The sequence below is a fragment of the Yersinia sp. 2541 StPb PI genome, assembly GCF_052217145.1.
Lineage (GTDB): Bacteria > Pseudomonadota > Gammaproteobacteria > Enterobacterales > Enterobacteriaceae > Yersinia > Yersinia enterocolitica_E.
This window is the reverse complement of the sequence record NZ_JAZGQB010000001.1, coordinates 1,576,858-1,600,195: the sequence shown is the minus strand read 5'-3', so window position 1 is coordinate 1,600,195 and position 23,338 is coordinate 1,576,858. Positions and strand designations below refer to the sequence as shown.

Genomic DNA, 23,338 nt, shown 5'->3' with positions numbered 1-23,338 from the left:
AAAATGAGATATCTGACATTACTACCGGTCATAGTTATTCTCCTGGTAAATGGTTGCCCCGTTCGGGGATAAGCTTGTCGTCTCACGGCGGTAGTGGATTATCGATTTGGTTATTACGCCAACGAATGACCTCATCAAGCCGTCCTTTACAGAGGCGTAACTCTCGCTTGAGTGCCAACGCATATAAACTACTGTCACCCCATGTGGAACCAACAAATTCCGGGATTTCACACTGGGTCATCGCCGACTCAGGTGGCAGTAATAAGGGGGATTTCACCACCTGAAGGGCCGGCTTATTCACGCAAGATACTAATGCCAGGCTCAGGCATACGGCTGACAGCGCAGTTGTCAGTTGCGGTTGCCGCCACAAAACGCTTGAGACGATCCTCAGTTTCATGTCGCAGTACCCTTTCATTTTCCAACTGCCGTGCAACGGCAGCCCGATTAGCCGCATCGTTTAACTGATAGGCAGCGATGGTGTTATCCAATGTTTGATTAACAACTCGTTCAGCCTGTAACTCCGCATGCTCCTGCACTTGTTTGGCACTCAAGCGATAGGTATTGGCCATCAGCCCCATGAGTAATATCGCGAGCAACACCGTGGTGATGACACGCCTATTCATTTGCCCTCCCTGGCTTTCGCTTTCATTGCCGTCAGGTTCGGTGTCAGACAAAGTTCATGTTCAATCTCACGCCGATTAACCAAACCCTGCCAGCGCTGGCCACCCGCCATAATCCAGCGCCGCAACTCCCCGCATGCGCCGGTTATATTTCCGCTATTGAGTTTCTTTAATAAGGTTGAGTGGATAAATGCGGTTTTACCGACGTTATAGGTAAATGAATAGAGCGCTGCGCGGGTGTAATCTCCCACAGGTACCTGTATCGCATCATCGACCGACTTTTTCACCACCAGTAAATCCTGCTGTAATAACGCATCACACTGTTGATCGCTATACAGTTTTCCCTGGATAATGTCGTTACCAGTGTGACCATCACACAGCGTCATGACGCCCACTACGTCGTTGTAGGCGATGTACTTACGTCCTTCAAAACCATCGTGCCCACCCAGCAATGTTCCGGCAATGGCTACTGCTCCACCGGCTGCGGCACCCAAAACTTTCTTACGCAGTGAAGGCGTCATGTCAGCTCTCCATTTTGTGTAGCGCGTCATTACATACCGCAATTGCGGCTGGAATATCGGCCACTGTTTTATTACGCAAAAAATCCCGTAGAATTTCTGTTCGTCTCTGCTCTTCTTTAATTATTGCGTCCTTTTCCCGTAAATTAACGTAATAAGTTTTGATGGTAAATATTACGCTAATAATAGTACCCAGAATAAAGATGTAATCCTGTAAACTCAGCGCTGAAAATAGAGCAAGCGATCCTGCCCACCAATACGGCAGTGGATTTTGTTCACTCATTTAATACCTCCCAAGCCGATACACTTGCGCGTATGACTAACAGAAAGAGGAAAGCCCCAACCATGCGGGGCTTTCCTCTTTCTTAATCAGTATGTAACGAACCAGTGATATCAGACTAATATACTTTTTGCGGACCGCGTTAGTGTTTTTTTATAAAAAATAGATTTATTTTTAATTAAATACACATCAACTAAAAAACAAAAAACCTCACCAAAGCGAGATTTTAAATTATGATAATTGCGTAACAAACTAACCAGTAATGTCAGACTAATACACTTTTTGCGGACCGCGTGAGTGTTTCTTCATAAATATGTAAATTCTCTATTAAAGGGTCCATAGTTAATTTCACATTCAACATTGCCAGGCAGCCATCAACAAAGCCTTCCGCCATTTGCATATTAATTCGCACCAGTTTTTCATCTCTTTTCTGCTGACGAGCAATTGCTCGCTTGGATTGATTAAGCACATAGTGACGGATGATCAATTCATATTCATCTGGCCGGTATTGTTTTAATCGAGCAACGCAACCATCGACAACCAGACCGTCATCATCACAACAGGAGGCTTTACTCTTAGACGTATCAGGCAATAACCCCTTAAAGCCCGCAGCGATAGATGAATAATCCAGCCCGGAGCTATATCTTGCCCATACTCCCCAGCGCGCCAGGACTAATTGAATATCTCTCATGTTTTGGTTCTGCTGACTGTGGCTTCCGGTTTGTGTACCGTTTATTGAACTCATAAATAATTACTCCACAAAAGGCAGGGCACCGTGATGACACCTCAGCCTATCGATTGCTCAACAACGGAAACCACCGTAAGTCTGGCCGCCGTCTTCTTGTGATAAACAGGAACAACCTATGCTACATATCTGGATAGCAGTGATGCGTGCCAGAACGATCTCATACGTTTCCCTGATATATTTTGATTGATTATTACCGCAAGTGATTTTATAGTCAACACCGCAGATGATTGGATATTATTGCTAACGGTAATAAAATTGACTGATGAAAAAGAAGCCATTGACGCCAGAACAGTTAGACGACGCTAAGCGGCTGAAAGAGCTGTTTAATGCCAAGAAAAAAGTACTGGGTATATCCCAAGAGTCTGTCGCGCACGAATTAGGGGTTGGGCAAAGTGCCGTAAACCAATTCCTTAACGGCATAAATCCGCTCAATGTGACCAACGCCGCTGCTTTTGCCAAAATACTCAATGAACCAATCAGCAGCTTTAGCCCTTCTCTGGCGAAAGAATTGGCGAAAATGGCCGAAAGTTTATCGATCTCGGCGCGTAATGGGCTAAATGATAAACCGGCCGGATCAGTTGCTAACAGCTATCCGTTAATCAGTTGGATAAGTGCAGGTAACTGGTATGAGGCAATAGAGCCTTATACGCTGCGTGATATTGAAATCTGGCCGGAATCGACCAAAAATGCCCATGACAACGCTTTTTGGCTCAGCGTTAAAGGAGACTCCATGACATCGCCTTCAGGGATCAGTTTTCCTGAAGGAATGATTATTCTGGTTGACCCGGAAAAAGAGCCGCTACCCGGTAATTTTGTTATTGCCAAACTGACTGATGATAACGAAGCAACATTTAAGAAACTCATTGTTGATGCTGGTGTTAAGTATTTGAAACCATTGAATCCCTCCTATCGATTAATCGAACTCAATGGCAACTGTAAGATACTGGGTGTGGTGGTTGATGCTCGCTGGCTGGAAATAAACTAGCCCCCATCTAGATAAACACCGGTGCTCAGTTGTAGTTGGAAAAATAAATCACTTGTATAAACAATCAGATAAGCACCCACACATAAAATAACCGCCAGTGACTCCCACAATTAATCACCTGCGGTTATTTTATTGACGTTAAAAAATCAGTAATAGTCGTTTTCTCGCCTCAATCCGTGTAAAACAGCGTTGTCTGCCACTCGCCAGTGCTGTATATTAATACAGTATTTACTCATTCAGGAAAAAGCCATGCGTGTTGAATTGATTTATGACAAACGGAATGTCGCCGGCCTACCCAACGCCGCTGAAATGATTAAGGCAGAGTTAACCAAGCGGGTGCATCGGGTGTTTCCTGATGCTGAAGTTAAGGTTAAACCAATGCAAGCCAATGGCATCAATACTGATGCTAATAAACAAGAAAAATCAGTACTGAACCGGTTGGTTGAAGAAATGTTTGATGAAGCCGACGAATGGCTGGTTAATGAGTTTTGAAAACCATTTAGCCGGGTAATCAGGCCCGGCTCATATTAATGCATTATAGTGCGCCATTATTAAGTAATATTTTTAATACGTTTAATTTTCTTTTAATCTTTATTTTAAAAAATTAATCTCCCGTCAATGTTAACTTTTACCTTCTATTTTTAAAGGGATTAAAGGTTAATGATGGAAAAGAATAGATGGGTAAAGAGAAGTGTTGCTGTATTACCGCTGATTATCACCTGCCATACAGCAGTAGCCAGCTATCACTCAGATATAAACGATGGTCTGACGATTAGCTCCTCATTGGGGTTATTGAATGCAGAATCACAAGAGTTTGTTTATCAGCGCCAATATAATGGTCACAAACTAAGCCAGATAGATTGGAAAGCGGAAAACACGCCTATTGTAAAAATGGATATATCATGGGATCTGTTATCACGGTTAACATTAACCGCGCGCGGATGGTCCACATTATCACCTGGGAAGGGGGTCATGGATGATTATGATTGGAAGACGTTAGGGCAATCGAAGTGGACTGATTGGTCTCATCACGAAAAAACCAATTTAAATTATGCGAATGAAATCGATCTTAATGCAAAGCTTTGGCTTTTAAAGCAAGACAATTACCGTATTGGTATGATGGCCGGTTATCAGCGCAATAATAATAGCTGGACATCTTATGGTGGAAACTATAATTACAATAAAGGCAATAACCTATTTACAGGTTCCGATAGTGTTACCGGCATTGGTTATAAGCAAAAGTTTGAAATGCCCTATCTTGGCTTAGCCGGGAGCTATCATTATCAAAAATTTGAGTTTAATACCTTGCTGAAATACAGCAGTTGGGTAAATGCCTATGGTGATGATGAACACTATTTACGTCAACTTTCATTTAAAGACAGCAGCAAAGGCTCTCGCTATTACGCAGTAGTGGTTGATGCGGGCTACTACGTCACCGATAACACTAAATTATTTGTTGAAGCGTCCTGGAACAGGCATGCCGAAGGAAAAGGAGATACACAAATCATCGACACTGGTGCAGGTGTTTCTGCAAATGTAGCTAATAGCGCCGGCATTGCTCAACAACATCAAACTATCGCTATAGGTTTGCAGTATAAATTTTAATCTAACCACCCTCTTATTACTGCCATCCCTCAGCATCAATGCAGCCTGAAAACCTCTGCTTTAGCTGCATTGATGCTAATTTTACCCTTTTGATGTCACTATTTTTTTCAACTTTATTTGAATTTTTACCTTCAAATGAAGCAGAAAGGAATAATCAAGCTTATGTTTTTATTGAATATAGATGTCAATAAAATCCACCTACTTTGTCACCGTTACATAAAGAAGTATTAACAATGGCGTATTAATTACAGTTTGTTACTGTGACACAGCTCAAGTTTATCTCTGCCAAGCCGTTACTTGAATCATGCCTTCCCTCTTATTTAGGACGCTCTATGCTTGATTCCATTCGTTCACGTATCTTGGCTGCCTGTATCATCATCGTGGCAGGCTCTCTGGCCATTAACACCTATTTTAACTACTCGGTTGCCAGTAAATATAACAATAGTGCCATAGATAATACCCTGACCGCCGTTACCGCCAGTCATGGTGTCGGGATCGCCGATTGGGTTGCCTCCAAAACACAAATGATTGTGTCACTAAAAGACAGCGCACTGACGGCAGACCCGACAGCGGCACTGCGACAAGTTGCAGCCGCAGGTAACTTCATCAACGTGTATATCGGTTACGCGAACAAAACCGCGATTTTTTCTAATCCCGATGGTATTCCAGCTGGCTACGACCCCACTGGGCGGCCATGGTATCTACAAGCGGTAAAAGCGGGCAAACCCGTGGTCACCCCACCCTATGTTGATGCTGGAACCAATCAGTTAGTGGTAACGTTCGCATTGCCGATTATTCAGGACGGCAGCGTTAAAGGGGTATTGGCTGCTGATGTCACCATGGACAGCGTGATTGCAAACGTGAAATCCATACACCCGACTGAAGATAGTTTTGGTATGTTAATCGATGCCGATGGCACCATTATCGCTCATCAAGATGCGAAACTAGCCCTTAAGCCACTGAGCGATATTGCGCCGACGCTGGACCTTAAAACACTGTTAACAGCAACTGAGCCTGTCGCTGCCAATATTGGCGATAACAGTAAATTGCTGCTGGCCCAAGCAGTACCAGGGACTCAATGGTTTACCGTTGTCGCCCTGGACAAAGCTCAAGCTACCACCGGCATGCGGTCGTTACTGACCACATCACTGGTGACGCTGGTGATTATTATTTTAATCGCTGTTGTCATTATTAGCCTCATTACCAAACGTGCTCTGGCACCGCTGACCCATGTGCATAAAGCCATGGATGCTATCAGCTCCGGCTCAGAAGACTTAACTCAGCGACTGCCGGTAGAAGGCCGTGATGAAGTGGCAAAAATAGCCCTTTCGTTCAACAATTTTGCCGACAAACTGAGTGTAGTAATGGCGCAAATCCGTGATACCAGCGAATCAGTACGGATTGCAGCCAATGAGATAGCGGCAGGTAATCAGGATCTGTCGGGCCGCACAGAGTCTGCCGCCGCCAGTTTGCAGCAAACCTCAGCGGCGTTGGAACAAATCTCGGCAACCGTGGCCCACTCCGCCAGCGCAGCGCGCCAGGCCAATACTGCGGTACTTTCGGCGGCTAACGATGCTTCACGTGGTGGCGACGTGATAGCTAAAGTCATCACCACAATGGAATCGATTGAAGCGGCATCTGGCAAGATCGGCGATATCACCAGTGTGATCGACGGTATCGCTTTCCAAACCAATATTCTGGCACTTAACGCGGCGGTAGAAGCGGCACGCGCGGGTGAGCAAGGACGCGGTTTTGCTGTGGTCGCAGGGGAAGTTCGTACATTGGCGCAGCGCAGTGCACAGGCAGCGAAAGAGATCAAAACGCTGATCGAATCGACAGTCAGCAGTGTGGCATCTGGCTCCGGCCAGGTACGTCAAGCCAGTAATACCATGACCGAAATCGTCAGCAGCGTGTCGGATGTCACCACCATTATGTCTGAAATAACCAACGCAGCCGATGAACAAATGCGCGGCATCCACGAAATAAATAGTGCGGTCGCGCAATTGGATACCATGGTGCAGCAAAATGCCGCATTGGTGCAGGAATCCACCGCAGCATCTGCGGCGTTACAAGCTCAGGCTGCTGATTTAACCAGTGCCGTGAATCAATTTAGGATCTAGTTCAGCATCGGTATAAATAGAGAAAATACCGATTGGTTTCAGTGGGTTGAAAATTACCCACTGAACCCCCCTACCCCAGCAATATTCGTGCACCAATTTTAATCGGTGCAAAATTGTCGTGTTTCATACCCGCTTCAGTTAATGCCTGCTTGAGTTGTTGTGGTGGTTCATCCAGTGGTTCGTCAGCCAGTTCAAACACCCCCCAATGAATCGGTACTGTCATCGGCTGCTGTAATTGTTTAAATAACTGCACCGACTGCTGTGGATCCATATGTTGGGCCTGCATAAACCACCGCGGGGCATAAGCACCAATGGGCAAGGCGGCATAATTGAATGGCCCTAACCTTTCGCCAATGGTTAATAGTTGCTGGCAATAACCTGTATCACCGGTAAAGTAAAAGTTAATATCATCACGCTTGACCACCCAACCAGACCACAAACTTTGGTTACGATCCCAGGGGGTACGCATGCTCCAATGCCGTGCCGGTACACAATGAAACTCAAATTCAGCTGCGAGGTGTTTATCCCACCAATCCAGTTCATGAACATGGCGAGCACCCTGCTGTAGTAACCAACTTTTTAACCCTAACGGTGCCAGAAAAATCAGCTTAGGAAAGCGGCGCAATAATTGGCTAATCGTTGTCACATCCAAATGGTCGTAATGGTTGTGAGAAATCACTACCACATCTATATGGGGTAACTCTTTTACGCTGGCAGGTACCGGTGTTCTCCGTGCTGGCCCGTAAAAATTGAGCGGCGAGGCACGGCCGGAGAGTACCGGATCAAACAAAACCGTTTTCCCACTGACCCGCAATAACAGTGACGCATGGCCTAGCCACCACAACGCATCCTGCTGCCCGCTAAAATCTGCCGCTTGCCACCAATCAGTGACAAACTGCGCATATCCTTGCTGCGGCGGTTTTGGTAGCGACTGGCGTTTTCGCTCTTCACGCCAACGCTTCAAATCTTGTGGATGATGAACAACCGGCTCCAGATTCTGAAATCCAAACTCAGTGTGGTGTGGCTTACTGGCATCATAATAGGGGTTTTTCTTTGCCATTCTACGTCCTTCACTGTCAGCCGCGATTGCAACCAACATTTATTCATGGGCTATGCCCGCAATAATTCGCCCTTTCACAAAAGTGATATTTTCACACTGTAAGTAATAGCGCTAATTCTAGTAATGGTCTTTCATTTTGCTGGTTAAAATCTTGCCACACGTGTCACGGTCATTATTGTCACAAAATGGCATTATCGATTATTCGCATTATCATGGATATTCTGTTTTTTGCTGAATATCCACCCTAGCTACTAATTTGATTCATATCAATTTTTACTGTAATAGGCGCCTTTTCTGGCCGAAAAACCCTTTTTCGTGATCGAACACTCATTTTTATAAACGCCATACCTTTATAAAGAAAACGATTATCCATTATTAATGAAACATTGTTTTAATTTGAGGTGGCAGTAAAAATGAGTAAACAGATTTCAACAAGGCATACGCTGGCGTACGGGAGTGCCAACTTACTGGGAAGTGGGGCACTGGCAATCAGCGGAGCCTGGCTGATGTATTTCTACACCACCTTTTGCGGGCTATCAGTCGTAGAGGCTGCGACTATTTTCTCAATCGCCAGTATTCTTGATGCGATTAGTAATCCAGTAATGGGTTATATCACCGATAACTTCTATAACACCAGACTGGGCCGCATCTTTGGTCGTCGTCGCTTCTTTATCTTACTGGGTATCCCGCTGGTACTTGTCTATCCAATGTTATGGATGAGCGGTTTTGGCTTTTGGTATTACCTACTGACCTACGCGCTGTTTGAACTGATTTATACCTCCATCATGGTGCCATATGAAACATTGGCGACCGAGATGACCACCGATTTTGCCAAACGCTCCAAATTAACTGGTTCTAAAGCCATTTTCGGTAAAGTAGCAAACTTTTTGGCCGCTTTCATTCCCGGTCAGTTTATTGCCATTTACGGTAAAGATTCTGCAACCCCCTTCCTTTATACCGGTATCGCCTACGGTCTGATTATGTGCTGCGCGATGATCTGGCTTTATAGCTCATCATGGGAACGCCCAGCGAGCGAAGTGGTCCGTGAAACCACCAGCAGTTTCGGCCAGGCGCTGAAAAAGCTGTGTGTTGATATGGCGTCTACTTTCCATCTGCGCATTTTCCGCAAGCATCTGGGTATGTATCTGTTCGGCTTTGGCGCGGAGTGGTTATTCGCATCGGCATTTACCTACTTTATTATTTTTGGTTTAGGTCAAGATGCCGCACTGGTTTCTCAGCTCAATAGTTTCAGTTCAATAATGCAGTTGATTTCCACCGCCGTCTTTATCGGTATCTGCGTCAAAATGGGCTTTGCTCGCCCGTTCCGCATCGCTCTGCAAGTGGTTATTGTCAGTGTGATTGCCTATGCTGCGCTCTATTTCACTGGTTGGTCGCAAACAACAACTGTCATTGTACTGTTCTGTATTACCGCAGTTTTCGGTTTAAGCACTGGGGGGATTTATTATATTCCGTGGACGGTTTATACCTTCCTGGCGGATGTGGACGAAGTATTGACCGGCCGTCGCCGTGAAGGGATCTACGCCGGAGCCATGACCTTTGCAGGTAAAATGGTACGTTCGATTATTGTTTTCGCCATGGGCTGGACATTAAGTCGCTTTGGTTTTGTCTCCGGGCAATCGAGCCAACCGGAAGTTGCCGTGCAAGCCATCGTAGGGGTATTTGCCATCGGCGTTATCGCTCTGGCACTGGTGGCTATCTATTACACCACGCAAATGAAACTGGACCGTAATAATCACAAAATCCTGCTAGAAGAGATTGAGCGGATTAAAGGTGGCGGTGCCATGGCAGATATTCCGGCCCATGCCAGAGCGGTTGCTGAAGAACTAACCGGTTGGAAATATGAACAGTGCTGGGGCAACAACCACCTTGGCATGAAAGAATCATCCAATGTGGCTCCAAAGCCTGTGACTGAAAGCTAATTGATTTTCGGTTTTAACCACAAAACGCATCGGCCAACACCGGTGCGTTTTTTATTACGTAGAATAACCTTATGATTCTGCTCAACTAACCGCAGGATTTCATTCGTTTAACGATATCCCGCTAGTGAGCAACTCGCGATCCTAAATCACGATCCTGAGTTTCGCCGTGGATCAGATGTGTCAATTCTTCAACACACTGAATCAGCCCATGTTCGATGCGGTAAAAAGCGATAACTTTCATCAAGACCCTTTGCCCGCTCTTTTTGACCACATCAACCAGATGCACACTGGCAATCTGATCACCATCCGCCATCACTTTTTCCAGCGTGATGGTTCCACTAGCAAGTGTGCTTTTCAACACCTGCACATGGCGAATAAACGCCTCATAATCTAATTGATTACCATCAGCTTGCTGTTGATAATCGGTCGAAAAAAATGCAGCAACATCCTGGGTGCTATAGCTCGAGTCAACCAAAGCAGTAAATACCTGTTGGAGAAATTGTTTTGCCTGTTGCGAATTCATCATGGTGACTCCCGTTATCCAGCGCCAATGCTGAGAATGCCAGACTAGCAATATCCTTGTGGCCTTGATAACGTATCTGAGTCATTCAATACGGTTTTTACGCCATGCAATCTCATTTAATTGATCCTTCACAACTGATGCTGACAACGATGCCAGTATTGACCGTGGTACAGCGTCACGACAAGCTAGCGCGAATGACGCAGCCGCATCGCCACAGTGCGGGCCAATTATTAGCGGCAATAAATGGCTTGCTAACTATCGTCATACCCGAGGGTCAATGGGTGGTACCGGCAACACATGTGGTCTGGCTTCCCCCTCATCAACAGCACGGTTTCCGCTCGCACGGCCCTTTTCACGGCTGGAGTGTATATTTGCGCGAAGATGTCTGTGCGTCTTTACCGCTACACAGCCGCGAACGATGCAATTAAGTGGCTTATTACGAGAAACCGTAAATCGTGCAGCGCAATGGCCCCGAGGGGAATTACTTGAGAACCAGCAGCGGATTATGGCGGTGATGCTAGACGAAATTGCATCATTACCTGCCGAACCATTTGAATTACCAATGCCACAAGATCCACGGCTGATAAAGGTCGCGCATGAGTTACTGAGTGACCTAGCTAACAAACAGAGAATGGATCAATGGGCACACTGGGCTGGAATGTCACCCCGAACACTGAGCCGTCGTTTCATCGCAGAGACAGGCTATAGTTTTAGCCACTGGCGGCAACGCGCACGTTTCATGCGCGCGCTGGAAATGCTGGCAGAGAAAATACCCGTGACCCATGTCGCGTTGGATGTCGGCTACGAAAACCTCAGCGCTTTTATTGATCAATTTCAGCGCGTTTTTGGCGTGCCCCCCGGCAAGTACTTCCCGGTAATGTAAATTTTTCGTCTGTCTGAAAATTTCAGCATGTTTTATGCCAATATCCGATTACTATAAGCACACGACCACTTACTTTGTTTTTGAACATGGATAAAAGATTGTTGAAACATTTCACTGCCCCGCTACTGGCCGCTGCTCTATTCACTATTCCATTGCACAGCGATGCCAAGACAGAGCTTTTGACCTCACAAGTTGTTGATCAATATGCCGAACATATTTTCTATAACAGTGGTGCCATGGGAATGGCTCTGGTGGTTATTGATAACAATCAAGTGGTAAACCGTAGTTTTGGGGAAACCAAACCCGGTAACAACCTGCGTCCACGGCCAGACTCACTGATTCGCATTGCATCAATTACCAAGCTAATGACCAGTGAAGTGATGGTAAAACTGGCCGATGACGGCACGGTAAAATTGACCGATCCCCTGCGAAAATACGCACCTAAGGGCGCACGAGTCCCTGCTTATAACGCAAAACAGCCGATTACCTTGCTGAATCTAGCCAGCCACACCAGTGGCCTGCCGCGCGAGCAACCCGGTGGCCCACAAAAAAGGCCGGTGTTTACCTGGCCGACTAAAGATAACCGCTGGCAATGGATGAAGCAGGCCACGGTCACCGTGCCGCCTGGGGTTAAAGCCGCCTACTCCAATTTGGCCTACGACTTGCTGGCCGATGCGCTGTCACGGGCATCAGGCAAGCCTTATAGCAGTTTGCTGCGTGACAAAATCACCGCTCCGTTGGGGATGAAAAACACCACCCTGACCCCAACGGCAGAACAATGTAACCGTCTGATGGTCGGAGTAGGCAGTAGCCGTTGTGAAAATACCCTTGCGGCGGCGGGAAGTGGTGGGATTTACTCAACACCGGAAGATATGCAGCGTTGGATGCAGCAATTCTTAGCTTCTGATAACAGCGCGCGCAAAAGCTCAGCCAAACGTGAACAGGCGCTCTATTTCCAACGTCGTGATTTGGTGTCATTAAAAGGTATGGATGTTGCCGGTCAGGCAGACGCACTGGGGTTAGGCTGGGTCTACATGGCGCCTAATACCGAACTACCAGGAATTATGCAAAAAACCGGTGGTGGCGGTGGATTTATTACCTATATGGCGATGATTCCAGAAAAGAACATTGGGGTTTTCGTCGTAGTGACCCGTACCCAACTGACTAAATTTACTAATATGAGTGATGGCGTTAATCGATTAGTCGCTCAATTGGCGAAGAATAGTTAGCATCGGCTCAATTGCGGTGAACATAGGCCCGTTTTAGTTCCCAGCACTTTTTGATATACCGACCGAATAATAGCTCGGTGAGTATTGCTTCGGTATCAGATTGTTAGGCGACATATGCGGGCATTCGATGTCAGTTTGCCGCAAACCGCCCCAGCACAGCACAACCCGCGGTGCTGGTAGGTATCGGCAATGGGCGAACATACCTGCGCATAGATGTAGCCCGTAGCATCAATTATGCTGCCGCTCAATGATGCTAACTCTCGGGCCGTGAGGAAGATAAGGCGCACAGTTGCGCCATAAAGGACCTGCCGTTCTGTGGCGGGGCCGCGTTAAAGAAATCACAAACAGTGGCCCCTACATCAGACAGCGTTGTGCGGTAACCAATCTCCCCTCCGGCAATACCGGGTCGCCACACCAGTAAGGGCACATTCTCGCGAGTGTGATTACTATGCCCAATTGTCGGGTCATTACCGTGATCCGCCATCACCACCAGGCAATCATCCTGCTGCATTCGCCCCATCAAGATCGCCAGATTCTGATCCACTACCTGCAACCTTTCGGCGTAGCGCGCCACATCCTGCGCATGACCCGCCAGATCGGTTTCCTGAATGTTAGTGCAGATAAATCCATCTCCTGGTTTTTGCAATTCCGCCAAGGTGATATCCATGATGGTCTGGGTATCGACCAGATTTTGATAGTTGGTACCGTGCGGATTGAGTGCGATATCGGCCACTTTGCCCACCAGCACCGTTGGAATACCAATATCATAGAGCTGCTGTGGAACTTGAACGCTGGCATCTACGCCATAGCCCAGATGTACGACCTGAAATCCTTGTTGATAAACCCCTGAGCGTGGTGCATTAATCCCGATATAACGACCCTGTTTCTCCTCTGCGGCAGCGAGTAGCTGCTCATTGCTCGCTAGCAAGCCACCAAAAGCAATCACCCGCCCAACCTTCACACAGCTACGCACTGTCTCACCAATGGCACGGACATCAGCAAACGAAATCGCACTCAGGTTAGCGCTGATGTTAAACACCTGTCCGAGATCCGCTTCCAGGTTATCACCGACCGCCGCGGCCTGATTTACCAACAGATACTGCAACCGGCTTCCCTGACGTTCGACATGCCAACCCGCCGCGACCAGTTTTTGCTCGACCTTATCGATCACCTCGGAAAACGGCATACGCAGCGGTGACTGTGGGCGGGTACCCAGTATTTCCTGATGCCCCATAAAGGTGTCACCGCCTTCGTGTTGCAGCGCTGCCCTGCCGTACACCGCCGTTAGCGAAGGTTTCATCACGTTCGGCGCGAACCCCAGAGCGTTGATGAGCCCCAATTGTTCAAGTGTCGCTAGACTCAATTGCGGAAAACGCTCCAGAATATGCCCACAGGTATTCGCACCGAGGTCCTGCGGCCTGACCTGAGGCACATCGGCCATGCTTCCCACACCAAAGCTGTCTATGACTACCACCACGAATTTACTCACCTTGCCCCCTGAATAACATTGCCGAGTCTGTCATACAGCGCTTCGAGTACTGGGTGACCAGACACAATAGCGAAAACCAGTGCCACATCGCTACCCGTGACGAAAATCTGAGTACGGAAACTGACTTACCTACACCGAATGACTTAGGTGCAAGGCCGGGAGACATAGCTTGCCGCTAGACTCCATCAGATTAAAAGCCTAATAATCATTTTTTTGAATATTTAACATGAAGGCAAAACTCACTGGCATTGACCTTTATGCGCCATCCACAAGCTCAACAGATTAGCTAATAAATACCCCTCTTCATTTGGGTGCAGGGCCAAATTAAACCGTGACAGCAGCGCCAAATGGATCTGTAAAATTTGTGGAAACGCGTCAGAGGCTCTGATTTCAGCCAACAATTCATCATCAAGTGGTCCAACTTCCTCACCACGGCGACTGCGCATTAATGCATTTGCCATATGCGTGAGCGCCATTTCCCCCTGCTCCGTGCGCACCGGCAGTGCCCATACCGTTTCCAACTGTGCGACAACCTTTTTCATGCCATCGCAGATGTCCTTATCAATAACCCCTGCCTGATATAGCACGTTTAGCCGATTCTCCATACCGCCAACTCCCTGATAGCTTTTAGTCATTGGGTTGCTGCTCGGCGTTCAACGCCCATGCTGTGATCAGCCAACAATAATTGAATATAGATAACAAGCAGAGAACAGACAAAAAGAGAATGGGATCACAAAAAGAAATAACCCAGGAGGGGGGACAGCAGAAAATCAGCAGTGGCAGCAGTACAAAGGCAAAAACCCGCTATCTTATTCAGATAACGGGTTTTTAATTGGTGCCGGCACCAAGAGTCGAACTCGGGACCTACTGATTACAAGTCAGTTGCTCTACCAACTGAGCTATGCCGGCGAAATTTTTTGGAACGTTACTACGTTTCCTTGGCGCGCAATATAGTATAACTCAGAACAAACAATCAAGCGTTATCAACAAATTATTTGTATCCCGCTTCATAAAACAACAGATTGATGAATAAATAAGCGTAGCAGTTATCATAATCGGATTCCCATCACCAATCGATACCTTTCTGCGCCTTAATTCCATGATCAAATGCATGCTTCACTGGTCGTAACTCACTAACGGTATCTGCCAGTGCGATAATTTCCCGATGGCAAGCTCGCCCGGTGATGACCACACTTTGATGTACAGGCCGATTTTTTAACGCCGCCAACACCGCATCCAAGCTCAAATAACCGTAAGTGAGCATATAAGTGAGCTCATCTAAAACCACAAGCTGGTAACCAGGGTCAGATAACATCCGCGCGCCCTGCTGCCACACTAGTCTGGCCGCTTGGATATCCGCCGCTTTATCTTGGGTATCCCAAGTAAAACCGGTTGCCATGATATGAAATTCGACCCCGTTACGCTCCAGTAAGTTACGTTCACCACACTCCCAGTCCCCCTTGATAAATTGAAGCACACCTACCCGCATATCATGGCCAACGGCTCTGGCTGCGGTTCCAAATGCGGCGGTACTTTTCCCTTTGCCATTACCGGTAAATACAATAATGATCCCGCCGTTTTTTGTCGCGGCAGCAACCCGCTCCTCAACCTGTTGTTTAAGATGTTGCTGCCGCTGCTGATAACGCTCTTCGTACATCGTGGTTTCCTCAACACAACGTTATTTCTGACAACCGGCACAGGCCTTGATTTGAATTTGATCAAAGAATGAATTGCCTTTGTCATCAACGAGTATGAACGCCGGAAAGTTCCTGACTTCCATCTTCCACACAGCTTCCATTCCCAGCTCGGGATACTCAAGGCATTCCAGACTTTCGATATACTCCTGCGCCAGAATGGCCGCAGAACCGCCGATACTGCCCAAATAGAAACCACCGTGCTTATGGCATGATTCGGTGACTTGCTGGCTACGATTGCCTTTTGCCAACATGATTAAGCTGCCCCCCTGGGATTGGAACAGATCGACATAAGGATCCATGCGCCCTCCAGTCGTTGGCCCCATCGAGCCGGATACCAATTCATCCGGTTTTTTTGCAGGTCCAGCATAATAGACGGGATGATCTTTCATGTATTGAGGTAATGGCTGGTTCTGTTCCAAACGCTGTTGCAGCTTGGCATGCACAATATCGCGGGCAACAATTAACGGGCCATTGAGTGATACGCGGGTGGATACCGGGTAAAGTGAAAGCTGTTGACGAATTTCATCCATCGGGCGGTTAAGATCAATGTTAACTACCGTCCCTTCGTTATTAATCCGCAAATCTTCAGGAATATATCGCTCAGGGTGGCGCTCTAATTTCTCCAGCCATATGCCCTCTTTATTAATTTTGGCTTTAATGTTCCGATCAGAAGAACATGAAATTGCCATCCCTATCGGGCAAGAGCCACCATGACGCGGCAAACGAATAACCCGAACATCATGTGCAAAATATTTGCCACCAAACTGAGCACCCAAGCCAAATTCACGTGAAGCTTGTAACAGATCCTCTTCCAGCGCCTTATCACGGAAAGCCTGACCGAACGCATTACCCTCGCCAGGTAAGTTATCGTAATATTTTGTCGAGGCGAGTTTAGCGGTCTTCAAGGTTAATTCTGCGGAGGTACCTCCTATAACAAAAGCAATATGATAAGGAGGACAAGCAGCCGTTCCCAGGCTCTTCATTTTCTCAATTAAAAAGGCTTTGAGTTTTGCCGGTTCCAACACCGCTTTTGTTTCCTGATAAAGCGCTGCTTTATTGGCGGAGCCGCCGCCCTTATTCACAAACAAGAACGAATATTGCATACCCGAGGTAGCAAAAATATCAATTTGCCCAGGAAGATTGGTACCGGTATTCACTTCGTTATACATATCTAACGCCGCATTTTGTGAGTAGCGCAGATTATCTTGGCGGAAGGTGTTATAGATGCCGCGTGATAATGCTTCGGCATCATCAGTATCAGTCCAAACCCGTTGGCCTTTTTTCGCCACAATGGTAGATGTGCCCGTATCCTGGCAGTTCGGCAAAATACCTTTGGCTGAAATCTCCGAATTTCTCAATAATTGCAATGCGACATATTTGTCATTTTCGCTCGCTTGCGGATCATGCAAAATGGCAGAAACTTGCTGCTGATGTGCTGGGCGCAGGAAGAATGAGGCATCATGGAACGCTTGCTGGGAGACTAATGTCAGCGCTTCAGGTTCAACTTTTAATACTTCGTTGCCATCAACCTCGATAGTGGAAACATACTTATCCGTTAACAAGTAATATTCTGTGCGGTCCTCAGACAGAGGGAAGAGATCTTGGTAAAAAAAATCATTTTTATACATTATTTTCACTCGATTAGCTGAATGGGAAATAGTAAGAAAATATCGCTGACCCTTTGTATTTAAAAAATCAAAGAATAAAAAAACCTCAGTAAGTCGCTGGTATCATCGTGCTATTATTAATAGAGTAAAATAAAAAGCAATTGTTCTATCTGCAACACATAATGCGTATTGGTGAATAACTCCAGAACAATTTCCACAGCCGAAAAAGAAAGAAAAATCAAGGTAATAACCCATTAAAAATAGGCACACACCAGAAATGGCTGCGCTATGGTAATATGCCATAAAAATACGACAACTCAATTATCATCGTAAATTTAGAACACGACATTAATTTAATCCTACGTTCAAAACATATATTTTATTTTAAAAAATATAATTCTTTATCTGTCGCTTTGAAAAATTAATTAACCCATGCTCTTTTTAGCTCTTCCTCTTTAGATTTATCATGGAGCCAACGACTTAATTTTTGCAAGCTTCTCAACCCTCTTTTACCTTCTTTGTAGGTCAGTACAAAGTGGTTTCCGGTGCTCATGGGTAAATCACATGGAATGACCATATCACCATTTTCCAAATCCTTGTGAATAGCAAATCGGGGCAATAACGCCATGCCAAGATTGGAGCGCACAGCAGAAATCAGCATCGATAAAAGATCAAAACGTGGCCCCATTCGTACTTTAGGGCTATTAACGCCTGATAATGTAAACCAGTCATGCCACGAATCTAAACGAGTTGTTTGATGAAGCAACGTAAGTTCATCCATCAACTGCTCTGCAAGCATCACTTTTTTCTCATCCTGCCACAACATCCGGCTGCAGACAGGCACTAGCTCTTCTTCAAACAAGTGCTCATTTTCAGCCCACGGGCTACAGAAATCCTCACGCATAATTGCCGCATCGTATTTCAAATTCAGAAAATCAGCAGGCGTAGTCAGCGCCACTAAATTAAGGACAATCTCAGGATGCTTCTCATGAAAGTCACTGAGATTTGGAATGAGCCAATGTGTGCTAAATGTTGGTGTAACCGCCAGCTCCAACACTTGCTGAGTTGACTGGTAAGACATAATGCTTTGCGTATCTCTTTCCAGTTGCTCCAATGTATCTCTGACTAAACCAAGATAATAACGACCCGCATCATTGAGGAAAATTCGCTTACGGACATGGTGGAATAATGACACATTAAGTAGCTCCTCCAATGCTGTAATTTGACGGAAAACAGCACTTTGGGTTAACGCTAACTTTTCTGCCGCTCGCGTGTAGCTTTCATATTGAGCAACAGCTTCAAATGTCACTAATAAATCAGTTTTAGGAATTTTACACCGCATTATAGCTCACCCATTATTTCATAAAACACCGATTAAATAGTTGTGTACCTGGGCACAACTAATATTCAAATATTGATAGCGACGCTTCTTTTTTTGATTTTTAAAATACACATTTCTATTTAGATAGACATGGGTCTCCGTCATTTTTGTGATAGCCCTCATGATTATCAATAGCAATATCATATTAAAGATAAAAAATAAGCGAATAAACCAAAACTATAACGAAGGACATTGCACATTTAAATATTGATGCTTTAGCGTTAACACAAATAAAATAAAACCATAATTTAATATGAAAATCATATAGTTACAAAAACAAACATCAAATGCGAAATATTTGAAAGAGATCATTCCATAAAATGATTAAATATTGGGAGCAAGGTCAAATATATAATCTCATATTTATGAATAATGATGCGGAGTTTAATAATCATATGCCGTTTTTATATAACGCATTTCTGGTGATTAATTTTAATAAAATTAAAAATCTTATCGGCCATAAAGGTTGCTCGAATGAGTAAAGGAAAAGTATTGTTAGTTGGGGCGGGACCGGGGGATGCATCTCTAATCACTGTAAAAGGATTGCTAGCCATTCGTGAAGCTCAAGTTATTGTGCATGACCGTCTGGTTAATCTTGAGTTAATTTCTCAAGCACCACCCCATTGCCAAATTATTAATGTGGGGAAAACCTCAAATCATCATCCAGTCCCACAAGAACAGATCAATAAAATCTTGGTCGAGCATGCCCTGGCGGGGAAAAATGTTGTTCGTCTTAAAGGAGGCGACCCTTATGTATTTGGCCGAGGTGGAGAAGAAGCCGAGGCACTTGCCCATGAAGAGATCCCTTTTGAGATAATTCCAGGTATCAGCTCAGCTATTGGCGGTTTAGCCTATGCCGGAATCCCCGTGACCCATCGGCACTACGCTTCCAGCTTTCATGTGGTCACCGGGCATATGTGTCAGGGAAATGAACCACAAAACTGGGATATTTTGGCCCAACTGGATGGGACGTTAATCGTATTAATGGGAATGACGCGACAAGAGGAGATCTGCCAACGCCTAATCGACGGAGGTAAATCACCCGACACCCCCGCCGCCGCCGTGATGTATGCCAGCCAGCAACGGCAAGAGATAGCAAAAGGGACACTGACCACGCTAAAAGATGAAATTGTACGTAAAAAATTACATGCCCCCGCACTGTTAGTGATTGGTCATGTCGTCAATCTTAGTGATGTTCTGGCTTTTACTGCCCACCAAATTGATATCAGTCATGAACCACTATTGCAGGCAATCTGAGTATGTTGTCAGCAATAGTTATTTGTTCCAAGGGGCCAGTAGTGCATAAGAACGGCATTCAATCCGTCAGTTATATCAGGCATCCAGACCACATCTGGCCACAGGCTGTTTCTCATGGCTGAAGCCCGTTGCCCAGCCTCTTGCGGTGAACTGATCCAAGGGTGGATTTTTGGCGGAGAAAAACTTATCTCTTGCCCGATTAACTGGTTTAGCACCGTTTCAGTTACCGAAGGGGAACCGAGCTGGCGTGAACGACCGCGTATGCGTCACATGGTCAGGCAAGTGTTGGCGCATTTTGGCGAGCCTGCCCAATATAGCGAGAATATCTGCATTGCGTTTGAATCCACTATTCCCGTGGCTAAAGGATTAGCCAGTAGCACCGCCGATATTGCCGCAACAGCTATCGCGACCAGCCGCTTACTGGGTAAATCACTGAGTGACGAATCACTGGCCAAACTCTGCGTGGCAGTTGAACCCACCGACAGCACGATATTTAAAGATCTCACCCTTTTTGATCACCAGACCGCGCAAAGTCATCATCCCTTTACCTGGCGACCCGACATCGACATTCTGCTACTTGAAAGTACACAAACGCTGTTAACCGAAGAGTTCCATAAACGAAATCGCCAACCCTTGTTACTTAAACAGGCAGCCAACTTAGCCAATGCTATGCAACTGTTTCAACAGGCTAACGATACCCAGTGCCACTATCGTTTGGGCGAAGCCACCACGCTAAGTGCCGTCGCCAGCCAGTCAATGCTGCCTAAGCCTGAATTTCATCAGTTACTGGATATCGTTGAGCGCAGCGGAATTTATGGTTTGAACGTAGCCCACAGTGGCAGCGTTATTGGTTTGCTGTTCAATCATCAACGACACGATCTAGACCGTCTTATCAGCACACTGCATCAACCACAGATAATTAAGCACTATCCGCATATTCATATTGTCAAAATGGTTGTGGGTGGCGTGCGTTGATGAACATATTATTTTCGCAAACATCATTGATTTTTAATATTCAGCTAATGTGATAATAACTCACTATTATCTTTAACATTATAACTCTCACATCTATAAAATATCTCATATTAATTCATTAAATATAGCCAACCAACAGAAAACAAAACTAAACCCTAGAAATATAAATATGATCAGCATCACACAAACAGAATTAACCCATAACTTTTATATAGATCACACTTTCACTCTAAATAATCACATTCATTTTTAATTATATTTATAACCATGCATTAACAAAAAACAAATAACATAAACAAGAGATTGATTTTAAAGAATTTACTCAATCTAAACTGCCAATTTAAAATAATTTATTTTGCTTTTTTATTTTTTTCAAGATGTCCTGACAATAAATCAATTGTATTTAATTTGTTGGAAAAGCACATTATAAGCCAGCCAATTCCCAGTGAATTGCCATCGATACCTGAAGAATAAAATAGATAATCTTGATTTACGCGTAGAGGGCTAAAAAAATAAATTTAGCTCTCTACTCACAAAACCAATATACGGATCGTAATCTACATAGAGGACTTAACATGCAAAATCCAACAATTGTTATTGGCGTCATTGGTGCTGATTGCCATGCTGTTGGTAATAAGGTGCTAGACCGAGTGTTTACAATGCACAACTTCAACGTCATCAATCTCGGAGTGATGGTGAGTCAGGATGAATATATTGATGCTGCCATTGAAACCGGTGCTCACGCCATTGTCATCTCCTCTATCTATGGGCACGGTGAAGTGGATTGTATTGGTATGCGTGAGAACTGCATTGAACGCGGAATTGGCGAAATCTTGCTGTATGTCGGCGGAAATTTGGTTATTGGTAAACATGCATTCTCAGAAATTGAGTCAAAATTCAAAGAGATGGGATTCAACCGCGTCTTCGCACCCGACACTGATTTGGAATTAGTCTGTTCTTTAATGAAAGGCGATATTGAACATGCCATGCAACCAGAAGCAGCGGCTGGGGGCGTGCAATGATCACCGTTTCTATCGATATCGGCTCCACCTGGACAAAAGGGGCAGTGTTCGAGGTGGGAGATGATGACCATATTGATGTGAAGAATTATGCATTATCTCCTACTACGCCACACCATTTGGCTGAAGGATTTTTTTCGGTATTGAATAAGATCCTGAATGTTGCCGATGCACGCCCTTTATTAGCGTCAGGGCAGGTCAATATTGATTACTCCTCATCGGCCAAAGGCGGATTAGCGGTTGCTGCTATTGGGCTGGTGCCCAATATTACCCTCGAATCCGCCAAGGTCACCGCGCATTCTGCGGGGGCTAAAGTGTCACAACACTTCGCCTATAACCTGAATAAATCAGATGTACGGGCTTTAGAAGCATCACCGCCGGATATCCTGTTATTTACCGGTGGTACTGACGGCGGTGACTACGCTCATGGCCTGTCGAACGCGAAACTATTGGCTCAATCTAAATTGAAGTGCTCCATTATTTATGCCGGAAATCGCGACTTGCAAGATGACGTATTGGAGATCCTCGGTGATAAAGATTTAACCATCGTTAATAACGTGCTGCCCAATCTCGACAGCCCTAATCCATTTGATGCGCGTAAGGCTATTTGCAACATTTTCCTTAAGAAGATTATTAGAGGGAAAGGTTTAGACGTCATTGTTGATCAAACGGGTGAAGACCCACTGCCTACGCCCTATTCAGTCTTCGAACTGGTGCAACAAATTCGCCAATACGTACCCGATTGGGAAACGTTCATGTTGATAGATATGGGGGGCGCCACCACCGATGTTTACTCCTCCTATAACAGTCATATGCTGCCCGACACCGTGATACACGGGATCCCAGAACCGCTGATTAAACGAACCGTCGAAGGTGACCTGGGGATGCGCGTTTCAGCGATGAATGCCGGCGAAACCGGTATGCCGATGATTGCTCATTACTTCTCACACCAACAAAGTCAAATTGATGCTTTTTATCGATATTTAACCCATATCACTGCACATCCGGGCTATTTACCCCGTAGCGACGAAGAAGTTGTTTTCGACCAATTGTTGGCTGGGATTTGTGTCGGATATGCCACTGAACGTCATGCGGGCAAAAAAACACAGGTTTGTACCTGCGCAGGCAATATTGACCTACAGGTCGGTCGCGACTTAAGCCTGGTTAAAAAGGTGATTGGCACTGGCGGGTGGCTATCCCGAGCAGAATCATTCGATATTCATAACTGGCTGAAATATCGCAATTTAGATGATGAGGGCAAGCAGGTTCTGCTCCCCGGCAAGTTTGAATATTACAGAGATACACAAGGTTTACTTCCCCTGCTCGCCAATGTCGCCCGTCGCTTTCCTAAAGCTGCCGCCCAAACTGGCGTTCGAATTTTGAACAAGTAAAAACTGGAGTC

At 45.6% G+C, this 23,338-nt stretch carries 24 protein-coding genes and 1 tRNA gene; 12 read left to right on the top strand and 13 right to left on the bottom strand.

The features are described 5' to 3' along the window. Positions 1-82: 82 nt before the first annotated feature. The 5 genes from lysC to V1953_RS07025 all read right to left on the bottom strand — a co-directional run bounded on the left by lysC (position 83) and on the right by V1953_RS07025 (position 2,109). Positions 83-301, bottom strand: coding sequence for an Rz1-like lysis system protein LysC (gene lysC / locus V1953_RS07045; RefSeq protein WP_083158330.1), 219 nt, complete (start codon positions 299-301; stop codon positions 83-85). Further along, the gene (locus V1953_RS07040; RefSeq protein ID WP_442850785.1) at positions 294-623 is read right to left on the bottom strand and encodes a DUF2570 domain-containing protein; all 330 of its coding nucleotides are present in this window, start codon (positions 621-623) and stop codon (positions 294-296) included. The genes lysC and V1953_RS07040 overlap by 8 nt, the downstream gene beginning before the upstream one ends. Next, positions 620-1,141 carry a lysozyme gene (locus V1953_RS07035; protein ID WP_442850784.1) on the bottom strand — a complete coding sequence of 174 codons (522 nt, stop codon included), beginning with the start codon at positions 1,139-1,141 and terminating at the stop codon, positions 620-622. Before V1953_RS07035 ends, V1953_RS07040 begins: the two co-directional genes overlap by 4 nt. Before the next feature lies 1 nt (position 1,142). Beyond that, the gene (locus V1953_RS07030) at positions 1,143-1,421 is read right to left on the bottom strand and encodes a hypothetical protein (protein WP_083158327.1); all 279 of its coding nucleotides are present in this window, start codon (positions 1,419-1,421) and stop codon (positions 1,143-1,145) included. Between the two features lie 262 nt (positions 1,422-1,683). Then, positions 1,684-2,109: an antiterminator Q family protein gene (locus tag V1953_RS07025; protein ID WP_372569899.1), complete on the bottom strand. Its 426-nt coding sequence runs from the start codon at positions 2,107-2,109 to the stop codon at positions 1,684-1,686. 319 nt (positions 2,110-2,428) lie between these two features. Here V1953_RS07025 and V1953_RS07020 point away from each other — a divergent pair, with 319 nt between their 5' ends. From V1953_RS07020 to V1953_RS07005, 4 genes are all read left to right on the top strand, one after another. Further along, positions 2,429-3,151, top strand: a complete 723-nt coding sequence (locus V1953_RS07020; protein WP_083158325.1) for a LexA family protein — start codon at positions 2,429-2,431, stop codon at positions 3,149-3,151. Between the two features lie 249 nt (positions 3,152-3,400). Beyond that, the gene (locus tag V1953_RS07015) at positions 3,401-3,643 is read left to right on the top strand and encodes a DinI family protein (protein ID WP_005190119.1); all 243 of its coding nucleotides are present in this window, start codon (positions 3,401-3,403) and stop codon (positions 3,641-3,643) included. A gap of 168 nt (positions 3,644-3,811) precedes the next feature. Then, entirely contained in the window at positions 3,812-4,756 is a 945-nt protein-coding gene (locus V1953_RS07010; RefSeq protein ID WP_372569358.1) for an omptin family outer membrane protease, read from the top strand. 332 nt (positions 4,757-5,088) lie between these two features. Continuing rightward, entirely contained in the window at positions 5,089-6,876 is a 1,788-nt protein-coding gene (locus V1953_RS07005) for a methyl-accepting chemotaxis protein (RefSeq protein ID WP_083158323.1), read from the top strand. A 70-nt stretch (positions 6,877-6,946) separates the two neighbouring features. Here the strand turns inward: V1953_RS07005 and V1953_RS07000 are convergent, their stop codons facing one another. Further along, positions 6,947-7,975, bottom strand: a complete 1,029-nt coding sequence (locus V1953_RS07000) for an MBL fold metallo-hydrolase (RefSeq protein WP_083158322.1) — start codon at positions 7,973-7,975, stop codon at positions 6,947-6,949. A gap of 374 nt (positions 7,976-8,349) precedes the next feature. Between V1953_RS07000 and V1953_RS06995 the strand changes: the two genes are divergently transcribed. Then, positions 8,350-9,876: an MFS transporter gene (locus V1953_RS06995; RefSeq protein ID WP_083158321.1), complete on the top strand. Its 1,527-nt coding sequence runs from the start codon at positions 8,350-8,352 to the stop codon at positions 9,874-9,876. A gap of 121 nt (positions 9,877-9,997) precedes the next feature. On the opposite strand, the gene V1953_RS06990 is transcribed toward V1953_RS06995, so the two are convergent. Further along, the gene (locus V1953_RS06990) at positions 9,998-10,402 is read right to left on the bottom strand and encodes a nuclear transport factor 2 family protein (protein WP_083158320.1); all 405 of its coding nucleotides are present in this window, start codon (positions 10,400-10,402) and stop codon (positions 9,998-10,000) included. 101 nt (positions 10,403-10,503) lie between these two features. Between V1953_RS06990 and V1953_RS06985 the strand changes: the two genes are divergently transcribed. The 3 genes from V1953_RS06985 to ampH all read left to right on the top strand — a co-directional run bounded on the left by V1953_RS06985 (position 10,504) and on the right by ampH (position 12,511). Further along, positions 10,504-10,827 carry an AraC family ligand binding domain-containing protein gene (locus V1953_RS06985; protein WP_442850783.1) on the top strand — a complete coding sequence of 108 codons (324 nt, stop codon included), beginning with the start codon at positions 10,504-10,506 and terminating at the stop codon, positions 10,825-10,827. Next, entirely contained in the window at positions 10,818-11,282 is a 465-nt protein-coding gene (locus tag V1953_RS06980; RefSeq protein WP_442850782.1) for a helix-turn-helix domain-containing protein, read from the top strand. The genes V1953_RS06985 and V1953_RS06980 overlap by 10 nt, the downstream gene beginning before the upstream one ends. A gap of 86 nt (positions 11,283-11,368) precedes the next feature. Continuing rightward, positions 11,369-12,511, top strand: coding sequence for a D-alanyl-D-alanine-carboxypeptidase/endopeptidase AmpH (gene ampH, locus V1953_RS06975; RefSeq protein WP_083158319.1), 1,143 nt, complete (start codon positions 11,369-11,371; stop codon positions 12,509-12,511). Between the two features lie 253 nt (positions 12,512-12,764). Here the strand turns inward: ampH and V1953_RS06970 are convergent, their stop codons facing one another. The 6 genes from V1953_RS06970 to V1953_RS06945 form a co-directional block, all read right to left on the bottom strand. Continuing rightward, the gene (locus V1953_RS06970; RefSeq protein ID WP_083158318.1) at positions 12,765-14,000 is read right to left on the bottom strand and encodes a phosphopentomutase; all 1,236 of its coding nucleotides are present in this window, start codon (positions 13,998-14,000) and stop codon (positions 12,765-12,767) included. A 239-nt stretch (positions 14,001-14,239) separates the two neighbouring features. Further along, a complete protein-coding gene (locus V1953_RS06965; RefSeq protein WP_372569900.1) occupies positions 14,240-14,605 on the bottom strand; it encodes a PRD domain-containing protein in 366 nt (121 codons plus the stop codon). A gap of 228 nt (positions 14,606-14,833) precedes the next feature. Further along, positions 14,834-14,909: transfer RNA gene (locus V1953_RS06960), tRNA-Thr, on the bottom strand. A 157-nt stretch (positions 14,910-15,066) separates the two neighbouring features. After that, entirely contained in the window at positions 15,067-15,657 is a 591-nt protein-coding gene (cobO, locus tag V1953_RS06955) for a cob(I)yrinic acid a,c-diamide adenosyltransferase (protein ID WP_083158316.1), read from the bottom strand. A gap of 21 nt (positions 15,658-15,678) precedes the next feature. Then, positions 15,679-17,325 carry a fumarate hydratase gene (locus V1953_RS06950; protein ID WP_442850781.1) on the bottom strand — a complete coding sequence of 549 codons (1,647 nt, stop codon included), beginning with the start codon at positions 17,323-17,325 and terminating at the stop codon, positions 15,679-15,681. 400 nt (positions 17,326-17,725) lie between these two features. Next, on the bottom strand, positions 17,726-18,646 hold the full coding sequence (locus tag V1953_RS06945) for a LysR family transcriptional regulator (protein WP_083158314.1): 921 nt from the start codon (positions 18,644-18,646) through the stop codon (positions 17,726-17,728). Between the two features lie 513 nt (positions 18,647-19,159). Between V1953_RS06945 and cobA the strand changes: the two genes are divergently transcribed. The 4 genes from cobA to glmL all read left to right on the top strand — a co-directional run bounded on the left by cobA (position 19,160) and on the right by glmL (position 23,327). After that, positions 19,160-19,942, top strand: coding sequence for a uroporphyrinogen-III C-methyltransferase (cobA, locus tag V1953_RS06940; RefSeq protein WP_083158313.1), 783 nt, complete (start codon positions 19,160-19,162; stop codon positions 19,940-19,942). A gap of 114 nt (positions 19,943-20,056) precedes the next feature. Beyond that, the gene (locus V1953_RS06935; RefSeq protein ID WP_372569363.1) at positions 20,057-20,917 is read left to right on the top strand and encodes a GHMP family kinase ATP-binding protein; all 861 of its coding nucleotides are present in this window, start codon (positions 20,057-20,059) and stop codon (positions 20,915-20,917) included. A 575-nt stretch (positions 20,918-21,492) separates the two neighbouring features. After that, the gene (gene glmS, locus V1953_RS06930) at positions 21,493-21,939 is read left to right on the top strand and encodes a methylaspartate mutase subunit S (protein ID WP_083158311.1); all 447 of its coding nucleotides are present in this window, start codon (positions 21,493-21,495) and stop codon (positions 21,937-21,939) included. Beyond that, the gene (gene glmL, locus V1953_RS06925) at positions 21,936-23,327 is read left to right on the top strand and encodes a methylaspartate mutase accessory protein GlmL (RefSeq protein WP_372569364.1); all 1,392 of its coding nucleotides are present in this window, start codon (positions 21,936-21,938) and stop codon (positions 23,325-23,327) included. Before glmS ends, glmL begins: the two co-directional genes overlap by 4 nt. The last annotated feature ends 11 nt before the right edge of the window (positions 23,328-23,338 follow it).